Consider the following 17,109-nt stretch of genomic DNA (forward strand, 5'->3'; position numbering starts at 1 on the left):
TCGAGCGGAGCCCGTCTACACCGCCTGAGCGAATCCGAGGTCGGCGCCCTCGGCGATGTGCGCGAGATGCGGCGGGATCTTCCGCCCCTTCGAGATCATCGACTGCGCCCAGAGTCGTCCGGCGCGGTACGACGAGCGCACCAGCGGGCCGGCGAGCACGCCGAGGAACCCGATGCGCTCGGCTTCGGCCTTGAACTCGACGAACTCGTCAGGCTTCACCCAGCGCGCTACCGGGAGGTGACGCGGTGTCGGCCGCAGGTACTGCGTGATCGTGATGATGTCGCATCCGGCACCATGAAGGTCGTTGAGCGCCTCCACGACCTCCTCGGGCTCCTCGCCCATCCCGAGGATGAGGTTCGACTTCGTGATGAGTCCCGCCTCGTGGCCCTGGGTGATCACGCTCAGCGAGCGCTCGTAGGTGAACGCAGGGCGGATGCGCTTGAAGATCCGCGGCACGGTCTCGACGTTGTGGGCGAAGACCTCGGGACGGGCATCGAAGATCTGGCCGAGGAAGGCGGGGTCGGCGTTGTGCTCGTTCGCGAGCAGCTCGACTCCGGTGTTCGGGTTCAGCGCGTGGATCTGCCGCACCGTCTCGGCATTGAGCCACGCACCGGTGTCGGGCAGATCGTCGCGGGCGACGCTCGTGACCGTGGCGTAGCGCAGGCCCATCCTCCGCACGCTCTCGGCGACCCGGCGCGGTTCATCGGTGTCGTACGCGTCCGGCTTGCCGGTGTCGATCTGACAGAAGTCGCACCGCCGGGTGCACTGCGAACCGCCGATGAGGAAGGTCGCTTCGCGATCCTCCCAGCATTCGAAGATGTTCGGACAGCCGGCCTCCTGGCAGACGGTGTGCAGATCCTCGGTCTTCACCAGCGACTGCAGGGCCGTGTACTCCGGACCCATCTTCGCCTTGGTCTTGATCCATTCGGGCTTGCGCTCGATCGGCGTCTCGGCATTGCGGACCTCCAGGCGCAGGAGCTTCCGGCCCTCGGGGCGTGCGGCGCTCATGCGGCGATCCCTTCGTCCTCGGTCGCGTAGTCGGCAGCGAAGACGTCGGCGACGGACTGCACGATGTCAGCCGGGGTGACGTGCCGACCGGTGACCTCGCTCACGGTCGTCACGCCGGCGTCGGTGATGCCGCACGGGATGATCCCGCGGAAACCTGCCAGCGTGTTGTCGCAGTTGATCGCGAACCCGTGCATGGTCACCCCCTGCTGCACCCGCACCCCGATCGCCGCGACCTTGTCCTCGCCCAGCGGACGGCGCACCCATACGCCGCTGCGGCCGTCGACCTGATAGCCGTCCACGCCGAGCGGGCGGAGGATGCCGATCAGCAGCCGCTCGAGTCGACGCACATGCTCGACCACGTCGATCGGCTCGCGAAGACGGACGATGGGGTAGCCGACGAGCTGACCCGGGCCGTGCCAGGTGATCTTCCCGCCGCGGTCGACATCGACGACGGGCGTGCCGTCGTGCGGTCGCTCGTGCGCCTCGGTGCGCTTGCCTGCGGTGTAGACGGCCTCGTGCTCGAGCAGCAGCAGCGTGTCGGGCCTGGTGCCCGCGACCACGTCGTGGTGGATGCTGCGCTGCAGCTCCCACCCGTCGAGGTAGGGCACGAAGTCGGGTGCGAGGCTGGGGGTCTGGATGTCGAGCATCGGAGATTCCTTATTGTTGGATGGGGTCCAAGAAGTGGTGACATTCACAATACGACGTTCAGGCGACCGTCGGGCGCGACTCGCGGCTACGCTGATCGCTATGACCACGGCTTCGCGAGCAGGGCGTCCCCGGGCGTCGTCTCGCGAGACTCTCGCGGAGGCCGCCTGCGAACTGTTCCTCGAGCAGGGGTACGAGGCGACGTCGATCGTCGACATCACCCGTCGCGCCGGAGTGAGCCGGTCGAGCTTCTTCAACTACTTCTCGTCCAAGAGCGACGTGCTCTGGTCGGGATTCGACGCCAGAGTCGATGCGGCCCTGGTGGCGCTGGCGCGCCTGGGGACGGATGCCGACGGCGCGGCGGTACGAGACGCGCTGCGACCCATGCTCCACGATCTGGCACCCGATCCGCTGGCGCTCGCGCTGCGTCATGCGAGCGCGATGGGCGTGGAAGCGGAGCTGATGCGGGACACGGGGCTGCGGCACGCGCGGCTGGCATCGGCGATCGCCGCGGCAGCACGCAGCGCCGGCATCGAGGTGATCCGCGCCGACATCCTGGGTTCCGCGTTCGCGACGGCAGTGCTGTCATCCGTGCGGGTGTGGGCCGAGCGGGGCGCCGGGCAGGCGTCGCTCGAGGCGCAGTTCGAGGACGCGATGCGCAGCGTGCACGACCTTCCCTGGGGTTGATCGGACGACGCTCGCCGCTCGCGTAGAATCAGAGGCACCATGGCTACGTTTGGCACGCTCTCCGATCGGCTCACCGAGACCTTCCGCAATCTGCGCACGAAGGGAAAGCTGACTCCCGCCGACGTCGACGGCACCGTCCGCGAGATCCGTCGCGCTCTGCTCGACGCGGACGTCGCGCTCGCGGTGGTCAAGGACTTCACGGCGAAGGTGCGCGAGCGCGCCCTCGGCGACGAGGTCAACAAGGCGCTGAACCCGGCGCAGCAGGTCGTGCAGATCGTCAACGAGGAGCTCATCGCGATCCTCGGCGGCGAGCAGCGTCGTCTCGAGTTCGCCAAGAACCCGCCGACGGTCATCATGCTCGCGGGGCTGCAGGGATCGGGAAAGACCACCTTCGCCGGAAAGCTGGCCAAGCAGCTCGAGGGTGAGGGGCACACGCCGCTGCTCGTCGCCGCCGACCTGCAGCGTCCGAGCGCCGTCAACCAGCTGCAGGTCGTCGCCGAGCGCGCGGGCGCCACGGTCTTCGCCCCCGAACCCGGCAACGGCGTCGGCGACCCGATCCGCGTCTCGAAGGACGGCGTCGACTACGCGCGCCGCCACCAGCACGACGTCGTCATCATCGACACCGCGGGACGCCTCGGCGTCGACGCCGAGCTGATGAAGCAGGCATCCGACATCCGCAAGGCGACCAGTCCCGACGAGGTGCTGTTCGTCATCGACGCGATGATCGGACAGGACGCGGTCAACACGGCCAAGGCGTTCCAGGAGGGCGTCGACTTCACCGGTGTCGTGCTGTCGAAGCTCGACGGCGACGCGCGCGGTGGCGCCGCGCTCTCGGTGGCGTCGGTCACCGGGCGTCCGATCATCTTCGCCTCCACCGGCGAGAACCTCGAGGATCTCGAGCCGTTCCACCCCGACCGCATGGCGAGCCGCATCCTCGACCTCGGTGACATCCTGACCCTCATCGAGCAGGCCCAGCAGGCCTTCGACGAGGAAGAGGCCATGAAGATGGCCGAGAAGCTCGCCAACGAGGCCTTCACCCTCGAGGACTTCCTCGACCAGCTTCAGCAGATGAAGAAGATGGGCTCGATGAAGAAGATGCTCGGCATGCTGCCGGGCATGGGCCAGATGAAGCAGCAGCTCGAGGACTTCGACGAGCGCGAGATCGACCGCACCGAGGCGATCATCCGCTCGATGACCCCGGGCGAGCGTCGCAACCCCAAGATCCTCAACGGCTCGCGCCGCATGCGCATCGCCAAGGGCTCGGGCATGACGGTCACTGACGTCAACCAGCTGGTGCAGCGGTTCGAGCAGGCCGCGAAGATGATGAAGACCGTCGCCCGCGGCGGCACGCCGAACATCCCCGGCATGGGGCCCATGGGCAAGCCCGGCGCTTCGAGCAAGCGCGGCAAGAAGGGCGCCAAGGGCAAGGGCGGTGGCTCCCGCTCGGGCAACCCGGCCAAGCGCGCCGCAGAGAACGCGGGCCTCGCGACCTCGAACACCACGCCGACGGGCACCGGCTTCGGGCTCGGCGGGCAGAAGGCGCCCAGCGAGGCCGATCTCGCGGAGATCCAGAAGCTGTTCGGCAAGGGCTGATCCGTCAGCGCCGGACGAGCTCGTCCGTGCGGATCTCCTCGGCGCGAGGCGCCGACGGCATCCTGGTCCGCTGCGCGAAGATCTGACCGGCGATGAGCGCGGTCAGCACCAGCACCAGTCCGACGGCCTGCATCGGTGTGAAGGTCTCCCCGGCGACGAGCGCGCCGAGTGCCATGGCGACCACAGGTGAGAGCAGGGCGAGCAGACCCGGAGCGGCCACCGGCAGCTGCTGGATGCCGCGGAACCACAGCGTGTAGGCGATGAGACCGCCGGCCGTGCCCAGCCAGATGTACCCGAGGACGGCTCCGGCGTCGACGGTCGTCGGTGCGCCCTCGAGGAGCAGTGTGAGCGGGAGGAGGAAGAGCCCGCCCGCGGTCAGCTGCCAACCCGCGTAGGCGATCGGGCCGACGCCGCTCGGCCGGCCCCACCGCTTGGTGAGGATGATGCCGAAGGCCGTGGCCGTGATGCCGCCGAGCGCGGCGAGGACGCCGATCAGATCGAGTTCGGCGGCTGGGCCGAGCACGACCAGTGTCACACCGCCGGTGCCGGCCACTGCAGCGGCGGCCGTGAGCGGGCGGATGCGCTCTTTGAGGATGAGCGACCCGAGTCCGAGGATGATGAGCGGCTGCACGCCTGCGACGGCGGCCGCGACGCCTCCGGGAAGGCGTTCGGCGGCGAGGAACAGCAGCGGGAAGAAGGCGCCGATGTTCAGGATGCCGAGGGCCGCAGCCTTGCCCCACCATGCTCCGCGGGGGAGCGTGCGTCCGATCGCGGTCGCGAGGAGGCCGGCGGGAAGCGCGCGCAGGAGACCGGCGAGCAATGGATGCCCCGCGGGCAGGAGTTCGCTAGTGACGAGGTACGTCGTGCCCCAGGCCATCGGGGCGAGGGCGGTGAGGAGCAGCAGGGTCAGCCGGTTCATAATTCCAGCGTGCTCCAGTCGCAGTCATGACTCCAACGCATGCTTTGCGCCTTAGCCATGAACTGAGATCATGAATTCATGGACCTGCAGCAGATGCGCTACGTCGTCGAGGTCGCCGGCACCGGCAGTTTCACGCGCGCGGCCGCGCGCTGCTTCGTCACCCAGTCCGCACTGAGCCATCAGATCGCCGCGCTCGAACGAGAACTCGGACAGATGCTGTTCACCCGCACCAGCAGGAGCGTGCGTCTGACCGAGGCGGGCGAAGCCTTCCTGCGGCAGGCGCGGATCGCCGTGTCCGCGGCGGATGCGGCGAAGGAGGATGCCGTGGCGGCGGCGGGGCGAGTGATCGGCACGCTGCGCGTCGGCGTCATCCCGACGGTCGCCGCCGTCGACGTGCCCGCGCTGATAGCACGATTCCGCGAGGCGCACGCCGCCGTTCGGGTTGAGCTGACGGTCGGAAACAGCGACGCGCTGATCGCTGCCGTCCGCCGCGGCGACCTCGACGTCGCGCTCATCGGGCTCCGCGCCGACATCCTCCCCGGTGGCGTCGGCCTGCGCATGCTCGCCCGGGAGCGGCTCGTCGTCGCCGTGCCACCCGGTCATGAGCTGTCCGGTCGGGACAGCATCCGCCTTCACGATCTCGCCGGTGCCGTATTCGCGGACTTCCCCGCGGGGACGTCCGGACGGGCGCAGGGTGACACGGCGTTCGCGGCATCCGGTCTCGGTCGCGATGTCGCCTTCGAAGCGGACTCTGCGGAGCTGCTGCTCGGACTCGTCGCCGCCGGACTCGCGGTCACGCTGCTGTCGCCGGGCGTCGTCAGACGATCGCGGGCGGACGTCGTCCCGGTTGAGGTCTTGGACGGTCCGCTCCGGGTGGAGTACGCCGCGTGGGACGCGCGGGCACCCCGCGCGGCCGGGCGGGCGTTCCTCGCCGTGATCGAAGCGCTCCTTCTCGAGAACGAATGAAGAAGCGGGCCCGGGGAGGAATCCCCGGGCCCGCTTCGTCAGTCGGCGATCAGCGCACGTCGGCGTCGACCCAGTCCATCGACTTCGACACGGCCTTGCGCCACAGGCGCAGCTGACGGTCGCGCTCCTCGGCGTCCATGCTCGGCTCCCAGCGCTTGTCCTCCTGCCAGTTGGCAGACAGGTCGTCGAGCCCGCTCCAGAAGCCCACGGCGAGACCGGCGGCGTAGGCGGCCCCGAGCGCGGTGGTCTCGGCGACGACCGGACGCACGACCGGCACGCCCAGAACGTCAGCCTGGAACTGCATGAGCGCGTCGTTCGCGACCATGCCGCCGTCGACCTTCAGCTCGGAGAGATCGACACCGGCATCCGCGTTCACCGCGTCGAGAACGTCGCGGGTCTGGAAGGCCACGGCCTCAAGAGCGGCACGAGCGATGTGGTTCCGGTTCGAGTACCGGGTCAGGCCCACGATGGCGCCACGGGCATCAGGGCGCCAGTACGGCGCGAACAGACCCGAGAACGCCGGGACGATGTACACGCCGCCGTTGTCGTCGACCTGACGAGCGAGGTCCTCGACCTCGGGCGCTGAGCCGATGATGCCGAGCTGATCGCGCAGCCACTGGATGAGTGAGCCGGTGACCGCGATCGATCCCTCCAGGGCGTAGTGGGTCGGGCCGTCGCCGAGCTTGTACCCGACCGTGGTGAGCAGGCCGTTCTTGGAGTGCACGACCTCCTCGCCGGTGTTGAAGATCAGGAAGCAGCCGGTGCCGTAGGTGTTCTTGCTCTCACCCTTGTCGAACGCGGCCTGACCGAACGTCGCGGCCTGCTGGTCGCCGAGGATGCCCGCGATCGGCGTCTCGCGCAGCAGCGACGAGCTCTCCGCCGCGCCGTACACCTCCGACGAAGAGCGGATCTCCGGCATCATCGAGCGCGGCACGCCGAACGCCTCGAGGATGTCGTCGCGCCACTCGAGCGTCTCGAGGTCCATGAACATCGTGCGCGACGCGTTGGTCACATCCGTCGCGTGCACGCCGCCGTCGACGCCGCCGGTGAGGTTCCAGAGAACCCAGCAGTCGGTGGTGCCGAACATCAGATCGCCCGCCTCGGCCTTCTCGCGCGCGCCCTCGACGTTCTCCAGGATCCAGGTGATCTTGGTGCCGGAGAAGTAGGTCGCCAACGGCAGACCGACGACCGGCTTGAACCGCTCGACCCCTCCGTCAGCGGCGAGACGGTCGACGATCTCCTGCGTGCGGGTGTCCTGCCAGACGATCGCGTTGTAGACCGGCTTGCCGGTGTTGCGGTCCCACACGACGGCGGTCTCGCGCTGATTGGTGATGCCGACCGCGGCGATGTCGTGGCGGGTGAGGTCGGCGCGGCTCAGCGCCAGGCCGATCACCTCCTGCACGTTGCGCCAGATCTCCAGTGCGTCGTGCTCGACCCAGCCCGCCTTCGGGAGGATCTGCTCGTGCTCCTTCTGGCCGGTGGCGACGATGCTGCCCTTCCGGTCGAAGATGATGGCACGGCTCGACGTGGTGCCCTGATCGATCGCGATGATGTATTCAGCCATGTTGTTTCTCCTTTGAAGATCTAAGCGGGTCAGGCCAGGCTCAGCAGAGCCGGTGCGGCGAGCGCAGCGATCGCGGCGCCGATGAACGGGCCGACGACGGGCACCCACGAGTACGACCAGTCGCTCGAGCCCTTGCCCTTGATGGGCAGGATCGCGTGGGCGATGCGGGGTCCGAGGTCACGGGCCGGGTTGATGGCGTAACCGGTGGGACCACCGAGCGAGGCGCCGATGCCGACCACGAGCAGCGCGACGGGCAGCGCGGTGAGCGGGCCGAGGCCGCCGGGGGTGCCGATCTGGATGTCGCCGTAGTCCGCGAACGCGAAGATGACGAACATCAGCACGAAGGTGCCGATGATCTCGGTGACGAGGTTCCAGCCGTAGGAGCGGATCGCGGGACCGGTAGAGAACACACCGAGCTTGTTCGCCGCGTCCGGCTCCTCGTCGAAGTGCTGCTTGTACGCCAGCCATGCGAGCACCGCGCCGACGATGGCGCCGAGCAGCTCTGCAGCGGTCGCGATCAGGAAGGCGACGAAAGTGATCTTGCCGGCGATCAGCAGACCGAGCCCGACGGCGGGGTTGATGATCGCGCCGGAGTACGCCGACACGAGTACACCCGCGAACACGGCGAGACCCCAGCCCCAGTTGACCATGAGGAATCCACCGGCGAAGCCCTTGTTCTTGGCAAGAGCCACGTTGGCGACGACTCCGCAGCCGAGAAGGATCAGCATCGCTGTTCCGACGAACTCGGAGAGGAAGTACAACCCGAGATTGACATCAGTCATGTCTTCATTGACCTTTCGTGCTGCCCGCGCTCTCCCCGGCGCGGGCAATGGGTGAGATCATGTCGCGGGGAGGCGACGGTCGGTGCTTCAGCCGTTCTGATGCGACGGAAGTGCGGGAAGGTCGAGGCCGTGTCGGTCGTTGAGCAGAGAGCGCGTCTCCTCGAGTTCGGCCACGCGTCGCTCGGCGTCCCAGTCGAGGAGAGGAGCCATCGCATCGGCGAGCTCGACGAGCACCTCGTCGGTGACATCGCCGGTGAACGCCAGACTGGTGCGACGCAGGATGACATCCTGAAGGCGGACGGCGTGTTCGCGCTCGACCATCCACATCAGCTCTCGCGTCGACAGATCACCGTCGGCGAGCGGCGCGTCGTCGCCTCCGCGGACGAACTGCCAGACGTCAGCCGCGTGGGTGCCGTATCGGGTGAGCAGGCGCTCGGCGCGGTCGCCTGCGCCGGGGAGGTTCTGCTCGATCCAGCTGTGCCGGGCGCGCGCGGTGCGCGGGAAGCCCTGTCCGCCGCCGATCGCGCGGCCGACGGTCGACACTCGGCGGCCGCGACCGATCAGTCCGAGCACGACGTCGGAGAGCGACTCGCCGAGGGCGCGGAACGTGGTCCACTTGCCGCCGACGAGGCTGACCAGGGGGACGTCTCCGTCGCGGTCGACCTCGACCCGGTAGTCACGCGAGACGAAGCCGGGCGCAGTGTCCTCGTGGCGGGGGAGCGGACGGATGCCCGAGAACGTGAAGACGATCTGATCGCGCGATACCGGGATGGACGGGAACACGTGATGGATGAGGTCGAAGAAGTAGTCGATCTCCTCCTCCGTGCACACCGGCACCTCCCGAGGGTCGGCGTCGATGTCGGTCGTGCCGACGAGCACGCGGCCCTTGAGCGGGTAGATGAGCACGATGCGTCCGTCGGAGTGCTCGAAGAAGATCTCCCGCCCGCCGGTCGCGTCGAGCAGCTCCGGGTGATCCAGCACGATGTGCGACCCCTTGGTGCCGCCCATGAAGCGGGTCTCCTCGCCGAGGGCGTCGTTGGTGAGGTCGGTCCACGGACCCGAGGCGTTGACGACCACGTCGGCCGACACCGTGAACTCGGTGCCGGTCTCGAGGTCGCGCAGCAGCACGCCCTCTGCGGTGCGGCCGACGGCCTCGACGTAGTTGAGCGCCACGGCGCCCTGGTGAGCGGCCCGTCCGTCCTGCAGCACATCCAGCGCGAGACGCTCCGGGTCGTGCATCGAAGCGTCGTAGTAAGTGGCGGTGTACTTGATCTTCGGGTCGAGCGCGGGCAGCTCCGACAGCGAGCGCTTGCGTCCGAGGAAACGGTGGCGGGGGACGACCCCGCCATCGCGAGAGAACGTGTCGTAGATGGTGAGCCCGACCTTGATCAGGAAGGCGCCGCGCTCCTGCGGCTTTCCGCTGCGGTGCGTGAGGAAGCGCAGCGGTGCGGAAAGGATGCCAGAGAATGTCGAGTAGATCGGGATGGTCGTCTGCAGGGGCTTGACGTAGTGCGGCGCGATCTTGAGCAGGCCGTTGCGCTCCTGGACGGATTCCCGCACGAGGCGGAACTCGCCGTTCTCCAGATAGCGGATGCCGCCGTGGATCATGTGGCTCGAAGCTGCCGAGGCCCCGGACGCGAAGTCGCCGCGTTCGACGAGAAGCACGTCGACGCCCTGGAGGGCGAGATCGCGGAACGTGGAGATGCCGTTGATCCCCGCACCGATGATGAGAACCGTGGTGCGTCCCGACTCGCGGACTGCTTCGACCTGCTGGCGTTCACGTGATGAGTGCGTCGACTCGATCATCTTCGACCTCCCTCTTCTCTGGATGTTCTCAGCATCGACCCGAAGAGCGCCACGTGCAACCCGGATGCACATATGTGCAAGAATCGGCGCGGAGGACGACATGACGACGGACGCCGCACGCGACCGGAAGCTGATCGCGGCGCTGACCGCGGCTCAGCTGTATTACATGCAGGACCAGACGATGGAGGTAATCGCTCGCGAGCTCGGCACCTCCCGATCATCGGTGTCGCGTCTGCTCAGCTTCGCCCGGGAGGTGGGCCTGGTCGACATCCGGATCCATTCGCCGCTGGAGCGACTGGGGATGCTCGAGCAGCGACTCAACGAGCGGCACGGGATCACCGCGCACATCGCTCCGATCCCGGAGCGCGTCAGCGAGGTGGAGCGACTCGAACGCGTCGCGCTGACGGCTGGCCGCCTGCTGACGCAGTTCGTCGAGTCGAACATGGTCGTCGGCGTCGCCTGGGGCTCGACCATCAGCGCGGTCAGCCGCTCGCTGCTGCCGAAGGAGACCCACGGCACGACCTTCGTGCAGCTCAACGGCGCGGGCAACACGCAGACGAGCGGACTGGAGTACTCCAGCGACATCCTGCAGCGCTTCGGATACGCCTTCGGCGCCCAGGTCGAGCAGTTCCCGGTCCCCGCCTTCTTCGACAGCCCCGCCACGCGAGAGGCTATGTGGCGCGAACGCAGCACGCGGCGGGTGCTGGCCTTCCAGGCGAAGATGGACATCGCCGTGTTCGGTCTGGGCTCGCCCGAGGCCGATGTGCCCAGTCGGGTCTACGTCGGCGGCTATCTCGGCCGCGACGACTACGGCAGCCTGAAGGAGGACGCGGTCATCGGCGATGTCGCGACGGTGTTCTTCCGGGCCGATGGCAGCTGGCGTGACGTGCGGTTGAACGCACGTTCGACCGGTCCTGGCCTCGACCGGCTCCGGCGGGTGCCGCGCAGGGTGTGCGTCGTATCGGGCGCGGCGAAGCTCGGCTCGCTGAGAGCGGCCATCGGCGCAGGGCTCATCACCGACGTCGTGCTCGACGACGCGCTGGCTCGCCGTCTGCTCGACAGCGACTGAGCCGGACTCGCGGCGGGGCGGACGGTTGCGGCCGGACGAGCCGAGTCGCGGCTCAGCTGCCGACCAAGCGCTCGGGACCGGCGCGGAACTCACGGATCAGATGCTGGACCACCTGACGGAGGTCGCCGTTCGCCGCGTCGGCGGCCGCGAGCTGGCGGGAATAGCTCGCCCCCTGCTCGACGATCGTGTGCACTCCCTGCAGCTCGTGGGTGCATCGCAGATCGGCGGCGATCGGCATGAGATCCTCGACGACAGCCGTGATGTGCTCGCGCACCGGCACCTGCGAGCCCGCACGGTCGACGATGACCCTCGCGTCGAGGCCGTATCGAGCGGCCCGCCACTTGTTCTCACGATGGAACCAGGGCTGCAGCGTCGGAAGCTCCCTGCCCTCGTCCAGCTCACGCGAGAAGAACTCCACGAGTGACTGTGTCAGTGCGGCGACGGATGCCATTTCGCTCAGCGTCGACATGCCGTCGCATGCGCGCACCTCGATGGTGCCCCACTTCGGCGCCGGGCGGATGTCCCACCGGATCTCGGACGGGTCGGCCATCACCCCGGTGCGGGTCATGTCGTCGACGAAGGTCTCGAACTCCAGCCAGTTCGATATCGACCAGGGCAGACCAGCGGTCGGCAGCTGCTGGAAGACCAGCGCCCGGTTCGAGGCATACCCCGTCCGCTCGCCGGCCCAGTAGGGGCTCGAGGCCGACAGCGCCTGGAGGTGAGGGAGGAAGCCGGCCAGCGCTCCCATGATCGGCACGACCTTCGCCCTGTCGTCGACGCCGACGTGCACGTGGATGCCCCAGATCATCATGTTGCGGCCCCACCACTGGGTGCGCTCGATGAGCTTGTGGTAGCGGTTCTTGTCGGTCACCCGCTGATCGAACCACTGGGCGAACGGATGGCTGCCGGCGGACAGCAGCTCGATGCCAGCGGGGTCGGTCGAGCGGCGCACCGCGGCGATCGCGGCGGCGACATCGTCGACCGCATCGGCGACCGTGCTGCCCACTCCACTGGTCACCTCGATGGTGTTCGTGAGCAGCTCGCCGGTGACGGTGTGGCGCTCGGGGGCGCTCTGCTGCTCGAGGCGAGTCAGCAGCTCGGGCGCGCGGCCGACGAGATCTCCCGTGGCCGGGTCGGCCAGCATGACCTCCCACTCCAGCCCCACTGTCGAACGAGCGGAGGGGGCGAATTCGATCGGCACGCGCACAGTCTGACACGCGGGGATGACACGCTGGGCGCATCGTGTGGTGTCGTTTCGCGGACGGCGGGCGAATCTGGCAGAATAGAGGGTCGGACGGCTGCTCGACCCTCTATCCAGCATCCGTCACCCCTTTCAGAGCTTCCGCCGGATGTGCACCCCACTCTCCAGGCGACCGGTTCATCTTTCTTTCCACACCATTCAGGAGAATCGTGGCTGTCAAGATCCGTCTCAAGCGCATGGGCAAGATCCGTGCTCCGCACTACCGCATCGTCGTGGCCGACTCGCGCACCAAGCGCGACGGTCGTGTGATCGAGGAGATCGGCAAGTACCACCCCACCGAGAATCCCTCGTTCATCGAGGTCGACTCCGACCGCGCCCAGTACTGGCTGTCGGTCGGTGCGCAGCCGACCGAGCAGGTCACCGCGCTGCTGAAGCTCACCGGCGACTGGGGCAAGTACAAGGGCGACAAGGACGCGAAGTCCACCGTCCAGGTCGCAGAGCCCAAGGCCGCTTTCGAGGTCGACTCCGCCAAGAAGTCGGTCATCAAGCCCAAGGCCGAGAAGAAGGCCGAGGAGGCCCCGGCCGACGCTCCCGCCGACGCGGAGGCCGCTGAGGCTCCCGCCGCCGACGCAGAGTAATCCGCTGTGCTCGCCGCCGCGCTCGAACACGTCGTCAAGGGGATCGTCGATCACCCGGACGATGTCCGCATCACCGCATCCGCGTCGCCCCGTGGCGACCTCCTCGAGGTGCACGTGCACCCGGATGACCGTGGTCGCGTGATCGGGCGCGGCGGCCGCACCGCCAAGGCGCTGCGCACTCTCATCTCCGCTCTCGCCGACGGACGTCGCGTCCGCGTCGACGTCGCGGACGACTGACGTGGCCGCCGAGAAGAACCAGCTCCGCGTCGGTCGCCTGCTCAAGGCGCACGGACTCAAAGGCGCGTTGAAGCTCGAGCTGTACACCGACAACCCCGAACGGCGTTTCGTGCCAGGGGCCGAGTTCACCCTGCAGGTGCCGGAGGCATCCAGCTGGCACGGCAAGACCGTCACCATCCGCGAGTACCGCGTGATGAACGGGAACTCCGTCGTCTTCCTCGACGGCGTCGACGACCGCACCGCTGCCGAGTCGCTCGTGCGCGCCATCCTCTGGATGGACGAGGACGACGAGGTCGAGGACGACGCCTGGTACTCGCACCAGCTCGTAGGTCTCGACGTGGTGCGCGACGATGTCGTCGTCGGTCGCGTCGCGCGGGTAGAGCACCTCCCTGCGCAGGACCTCCTGATCGTGAAGACCGAGTCGGCCGAGGTGATGGTCCCGTTCGTCGAGGCGATCGTGCCGACCGTCGACGTCGCCGCCGGCCGTGTCGTCGTCACTCCGCCCGCTGGGCTCTTCGAAGAGCTCCCGGCGGCGGATGCCGGTGACGACACGCTATCGGAATGAGCGGCGGCATCCCGCGATGAGGGTCGACGTCGTCTCGATCTTCCCGTCGTACTTCGACGGGCTCGCGCTCTCCCTGCTCGGCAGGGCGCGCGACTCGGGCATCCTCGACCTCCAGGTCCACGACCTGCGCGACTGGACCTCCGACCGGCATCGCACGGTCGATGACACCCCGTGTGGGGGCGGCGCCGGCATGGTGATGAAGCCCGAGCCCTGGGGGCTCGCGCTCGATCAGCTCGCCGGTTCGGAAAGCGGGACCCTGAGTCCGTCGAAGAGCCGGCCCACCATCATCTTCCCCTCGCCCGCGGGCGAGGTCTTCACCCAGGCCACCGCACGCGATCTCGCCACGCGCGAGCACCTGATCTTCGGCTGCGGCCGCTACGAGGGCATCGACGAGCGGGTCTTCGAGTACGCCGCCGCCCTCGGCGAGGTGCGTCTCATCAGCCTCGGTGATTACGTGCTGAACGGGGGAGAGGTCGCCGTGATGGCGATGGTGGAGGCGATCGGCCGACTCATCCCCGGCGTCATCGGCAACCCCGAGAGCCTGGTCGAGGAGTCGCACGAGGACGGTCTGCTCGAGTACCCCTCGTACACGAAGCCCGCTGTGTGGCGCGACAGAGAGGTGCCGCCGATCCTGCTCAGCGGCAACCACGGCGCGATCGCCGCCTGGCGTCGCGAGCAGCAGCTCGAGCGCACCCGCACGCGCCGTCCGGATCTGCTCTCCGACTGAGCGCGAGCGGTCAGCGACCGGACGACACCGGCAGCTCGTCCGTCGGCGTGTCGCTGGTCTCCGAGGCCGTGTCGCGCCCGCGCTTCGCACGCAGCGAGCGGATGCGGATGGTCACCAGCACGACGACCGTCACCGCGACGACCACGATGACGACGTTCTGAACCACATCGACGTACTGCTCGACGATGTGCCATCCGGAGCCGAGGAACCAGCCGCACAGGATGAACGCGGTGTTCCAGATCAGGCTGCCCGCCGTCGTCAGCGCCGCGAAGCGCCACAGCGGCATGCGCGCGACACCGGCCGGAATCGAGATGAGGCTGCGGAAGATCGGGACGAACCTGCCGAAGAACACGGCCTTGCCGCCATGGCGGCGGAACCAGGCCACGGTGCGGTCGACGTCGGAGACGTCCACGAGCGGGAGACGATGGGCGATGCGGCGCAGGCGATCGAGCCCCAGCCAGGCCCCCAGCCCGTACAGCGCGAGCGCCCCCACGAGCGACCCCAGGGTCGTCCATGCGACCGCTTCCCACAGGCCGAAGGCGCCATCGTGGGCGGCGATGCCGGCCATCGGCAGGATCGCCTCGCTCGGCAGCGGCGGGAACAGGTTCTCGAGTGCGATCGCGATGCCCGCCCCGATCGGACCGATGATGTCCATGAGGCTGATCACCGCGTCGATGAGCCAGCCCAGCCAGGAGGTGTCGGTCGTGGAGCTCGTCATCGTGCGGCGTATCCTTCAGGTCGTCGGGCGGTGTCGCATGCGAGTCTAGGCACGGCGTATGCGAGAGTTCTGCATGCATCCGCGCTGGCATACTGACGTCATGCCGTTCGCCGTCGCCCTGGCCGTGATCCTCGCTCTGGTGGCCGTCTTCCAGATCGCTCTCGCCGCGGGTGCTCCCTGGGGCAGATTCGCGTGGGGCGGGTCGCATCAGGTGCTGCCGACGAGGCTGCGGGTCGGCAGTGCTGTGTCGGTGCTGATCTACGCCGTCATCGCAGCGACGGCCTTCACGCGCGTCGGCGCGGTGCAGCTGCTCCCGAAAGACCTCGCGGTCGTGGCCATGTGGGTGGTCGTCGGCTACTTCACACTCGGCATCCTGATGAACGCCGCTTCGCGGTCCAGGCCCGAACGGCTGGCCATGGTCCCGACGACGGTCGTACTGGCGGTGCTTAGCCTGCTCATCGCGCTCGGCGCGGGTTCGCTCCCGCCCGCAGCCTGACCGGGGGAAGGGCCAGCCGGATCAGTCGACGCCGAGGAAGCTGCGGTCGGTCAACACGATCGGGCCGTCCTTCGTGACGGCGACGGTGTGCTCCGAGTGCGATCCGCGTGATCCGTCGGCGCTGCGCAGAGTCCACCCGTCGTCGTCTGTGATGAGCTCGTCGGTCGTGGCGAGGAACCACGGCTCGAGCGCGAAGACGAGTCCCTCGCGCAGCGGGAAGCCGCGCCCCGCGCGGCCGTCGTTCGGCACATGCGGGTCACCGTGCATGATGCGACCGACGCCGTGGCCGCCGAAGTCGGTGTTGATCGAGTAGCCCTCGCCATGTGCGACCGCGGCGATGGATGCCGAGATGTCGCCGATCCGGTTGCCCACGACGGCGGCGGCGATCGCGGCGTCGAGAGCGCGCTCCGAGGTGTCTATGAGGCGCAGATCCTCGTCGCGGGGCGTGCCGACGACGAACGACACCGCCGAGTCCGCCACCCAGCCATTCAGCGACACCGCGAAGTCGAGTGAGACCAGGTCGCCGTCGCGCAGCGCGTAGTCATGCGGGAGGCCGTGCAGCACGGCGTCGTTCACAGAGGTGCAGATGACCTTGCCGAACGGGCCGCGACCGAAGGAGGGCGCATAGTCGATGTAGCAGGACTCCGCGCCGGCTCGGCGGATCAGATCGTGCGCTCTGGCGTCGATGGCGAGCAGGTTCGTCCCCACCTTCGTCTCGTCGCGCAGGGTCGCCAGGGTCTCGGCGACGAAGCGGCCGGCGGCGCGCATCTCGTCGATCTCGGCGGGGGTGCGCAGTTCGATCATGGGGGTTCCTCTCGTCAGCATCCATTCTCCCCGATGCGCACACCATCGATGCCCACAGCGAACACCCCGCCGCTCGCATGGACAGGGACGTACCATCGGATCATGGACCTGCGACGGCTGTTCTTCCGCTGGCTGCTGCCGGCATCGCTCGCCCTTCCGGCGTGGATGCTGATCGGCTGGGCGATCTTCGGGCAGAGCGGCTGGGGGCTGCTCTGGGTGCTGCTGATGGCGATCCCCGGTGTGCTCGTCACTCAGCTCGTGCTGACCCTGCTGACGCGCTCGCGTCCGTCGGTGCGAGCTGAACGCGCCGTGTCGTGGCTCGACGTCGCGGGCTTCACCGTCTGGCACGTCCTGACCGTCCTGGTCGGATTCTTCATCGACGGAGCGTTCCCGTGGCTGCTCACGGGTGCCATCGTCGCAGCCGTGGCCCTCTTCTGGATGCAGATCTGGCAGCTCTGGAAAGAGGCGCGCGACGCCGGGGCGAGGCTGCGCGAGACGCTCACGTGGTCGACGATCGCCCCGCAGCAGCGCACCGGTCGTGCCCGGAACGAGCCGGATGTCGTCATCATCGAGGAGTCCCGCCGGCGGGAGTTCTGACACCCGCGTCCGAGTGGCGCGTGGCCCGCGTTCATGGCAGAATAGCTGTTTGTGCCGTGACCCGGTTCTGCCTCAGGGGAACCCGCG

The 17,109-nt window shown here is 68.4% G+C and carries 19 protein-coding genes; 10 read left to right on the plus strand and 9 right to left on the minus strand.

Translation table 11 applies throughout. From position 1 onward, the window contains the following. Positions 1 to 15: 15 nt before the first annotated feature. Both lipA and lipB read right to left on the minus strand, forming a co-directional pair. Positions 16 to 1,008 (minus strand): lipoyl synthase, encoded by a 993-nt coding sequence (gene lipA / locus V2S05_RS02700; protein WP_413633743.1) that lies wholly within the window; start codon positions 1,006 to 1,008, stop codon positions 16 to 18. Continuing rightward, entirely contained in the window at positions 1,005 to 1,655 is a 651-nt protein-coding gene (lipB, locus tag V2S05_RS02705) for a lipoyl(octanoyl) transferase LipB (RefSeq protein WP_413633745.1), read from the minus strand. The genes lipA and lipB overlap by 4 nt, the downstream gene beginning before the upstream one ends. Positions 1,656 to 1,755: 100 nt before the next feature. On the opposite strand from lipB, the gene V2S05_RS02710 reads away from it, so the two are divergent. Together V2S05_RS02710 and ffh are read left to right on the plus strand one after the other, a co-directional pair. Then, complete coding sequence (locus V2S05_RS02710) at positions 1,756 to 2,340, plus strand: TetR/AcrR family transcriptional regulator (protein ID WP_413633747.1); 585 nt, start codon at positions 1,756 to 1,758, stop codon at positions 2,338 to 2,340. A gap of 39 nt (positions 2,341 to 2,379) precedes the next feature. Beyond that, the gene (ffh, locus tag V2S05_RS02715; RefSeq protein WP_413633748.1) at positions 2,380 to 3,933 is read left to right on the plus strand and encodes a signal recognition particle protein; all 1,554 of its coding nucleotides are present in this window, start codon (positions 2,380 to 2,382) and stop codon (positions 3,931 to 3,933) included. 4 nt (positions 3,934 to 3,937) lie between these two features. Here the strand turns inward: ffh and V2S05_RS02720 are convergent, their stop codons facing one another. Next, on the minus strand, positions 3,938 to 4,852 hold the full coding sequence (locus V2S05_RS02720) for an EamA family transporter (protein ID WP_413633749.1): 915 nt from the start codon (positions 4,850 to 4,852) through the stop codon (positions 3,938 to 3,940). A 78-nt stretch (positions 4,853 to 4,930) separates the two neighbouring features. Here V2S05_RS02720 and V2S05_RS02725 point away from each other — a divergent pair, with 78 nt between their 5' ends. Next, positions 4,931 to 5,818, plus strand: a complete 888-nt coding sequence (locus tag V2S05_RS02725) for a LysR family transcriptional regulator (RefSeq protein WP_413633750.1) — start codon at positions 4,931 to 4,933, stop codon at positions 5,816 to 5,818. Between the two features lie 49 nt (positions 5,819 to 5,867). On the opposite strand, the gene glpK is transcribed toward V2S05_RS02725, so the two are convergent. The 3 genes from glpK to V2S05_RS02740 all read right to left on the minus strand — a co-directional run bounded on the left by glpK (position 5,868) and on the right by V2S05_RS02740 (position 9,970). Continuing rightward, positions 5,868 to 7,382, minus strand: coding sequence for a glycerol kinase GlpK (gene glpK / locus V2S05_RS02730; RefSeq protein WP_413633751.1), 1,515 nt, complete (start codon positions 7,380 to 7,382; stop codon positions 5,868 to 5,870). 29 nt (positions 7,383 to 7,411) lie between these two features. Continuing rightward, entirely contained in the window at positions 7,412 to 8,164 is a 753-nt protein-coding gene (locus tag V2S05_RS02735; protein WP_413633752.1) for an MIP/aquaporin family protein, read from the minus strand. An 87-nt stretch (positions 8,165 to 8,251) separates the two neighbouring features. Beyond that, on the minus strand, positions 8,252 to 9,970 hold the full coding sequence (locus tag V2S05_RS02740) for an FAD-dependent oxidoreductase (RefSeq protein WP_413633753.1): 1,719 nt from the start codon (positions 9,968 to 9,970) through the stop codon (positions 8,252 to 8,254). A gap of 100 nt (positions 9,971 to 10,070) precedes the next feature. On the opposite strand from V2S05_RS02740, the gene V2S05_RS02745 reads away from it, so the two are divergent. Beyond that, on the plus strand, positions 10,071 to 11,039 hold the full coding sequence (locus tag V2S05_RS02745; RefSeq protein ID WP_271637741.1) for a sugar-binding transcriptional regulator: 969 nt from the start codon (positions 10,071 to 10,073) through the stop codon (positions 11,037 to 11,039). A gap of 52 nt (positions 11,040 to 11,091) precedes the next feature. Here V2S05_RS02745 and V2S05_RS02750 read toward each other — a convergent pair whose 3' ends face one another. Next, complete coding sequence (locus V2S05_RS02750) at positions 11,092 to 12,240, minus strand: glutamate--cysteine ligase (protein WP_413633755.1); 1,149 nt, start codon at positions 12,238 to 12,240, stop codon at positions 11,092 to 11,094. A gap of 209 nt (positions 12,241 to 12,449) precedes the next feature. On the opposite strand from V2S05_RS02750, the gene rpsP reads away from it, so the two are divergent. Genes rpsP through trmD form a run of 4 tightly spaced genes read left to right on the plus strand, consistent with a single transcriptional unit; the run spans position 12,450 to position 14,407 of the window. Continuing rightward, positions 12,450 to 12,878, plus strand: a complete 429-nt coding sequence (gene rpsP / locus V2S05_RS02755) for a 30S ribosomal protein S16 (protein ID WP_413633756.1) — start codon at positions 12,450 to 12,452, stop codon at positions 12,876 to 12,878. Positions 12,879 to 12,884: 6 nt separating this feature from the next. Beyond that, on the plus strand, positions 12,885 to 13,115 hold the full coding sequence (locus tag V2S05_RS02760) for an RNA-binding protein (protein WP_071644715.1): 231 nt from the start codon (positions 12,885 to 12,887) through the stop codon (positions 13,113 to 13,115). Position 13,116: 1 nt separating this feature from the next. Next, a complete protein-coding gene (gene rimM / locus V2S05_RS02765; protein ID WP_271637737.1) occupies positions 13,117 to 13,680 on the plus strand; it encodes a ribosome maturation factor RimM in 564 nt (187 codons plus the stop codon). Between the two features lie 16 nt (positions 13,681 to 13,696). After that, positions 13,697 to 14,407: a tRNA (guanosine(37)-N1)-methyltransferase TrmD gene (trmD, locus tag V2S05_RS02770; protein WP_413633758.1), complete on the plus strand. Its 711-nt coding sequence runs from the start codon at positions 13,697 to 13,699 to the stop codon at positions 14,405 to 14,407. Between the two features lie 10 nt (positions 14,408 to 14,417). Here the strand turns inward: trmD and V2S05_RS02775 are convergent, their stop codons facing one another. After that, positions 14,418 to 15,125 (minus strand): DedA family protein, encoded by a 708-nt coding sequence (locus V2S05_RS02775; RefSeq protein WP_413633759.1) that lies wholly within the window; start codon positions 15,123 to 15,125, stop codon positions 14,418 to 14,420. A gap of 100 nt (positions 15,126 to 15,225) precedes the next feature. Here V2S05_RS02775 and V2S05_RS02780 point away from each other — a divergent pair, with 100 nt between their 5' ends. Continuing rightward, positions 15,226 to 15,621: a hypothetical protein gene (locus tag V2S05_RS02780; RefSeq protein WP_413633760.1), complete on the plus strand. Its 396-nt coding sequence runs from the start codon at positions 15,226 to 15,228 to the stop codon at positions 15,619 to 15,621. Between the two features lie 21 nt (positions 15,622 to 15,642). On the opposite strand, the gene map is transcribed toward V2S05_RS02780, so the two are convergent. Further along, complete coding sequence (gene map, locus V2S05_RS02785) at positions 15,643 to 16,425, minus strand: type I methionyl aminopeptidase (RefSeq protein ID WP_413633761.1); 783 nt, start codon at positions 16,423 to 16,425, stop codon at positions 15,643 to 15,645. 102 nt (positions 16,426 to 16,527) lie between these two features. On the opposite strand from map, the gene V2S05_RS02790 reads away from it, so the two are divergent. After that, positions 16,528 to 17,022, plus strand: coding sequence for an MFS transporter permease (locus tag V2S05_RS02790; RefSeq protein ID WP_413633762.1), 495 nt, complete (start codon positions 16,528 to 16,530; stop codon positions 17,020 to 17,022). Positions 17,023 to 17,109: the final 87 nt, after the last annotated feature.

It is taken from the genome of Microbacterium sp. OR16, from assembly GCF_047306725.1.
GTDB lineage: Bacteria > Actinomycetota > Actinomycetes > Actinomycetales > Microbacteriaceae > Microbacterium.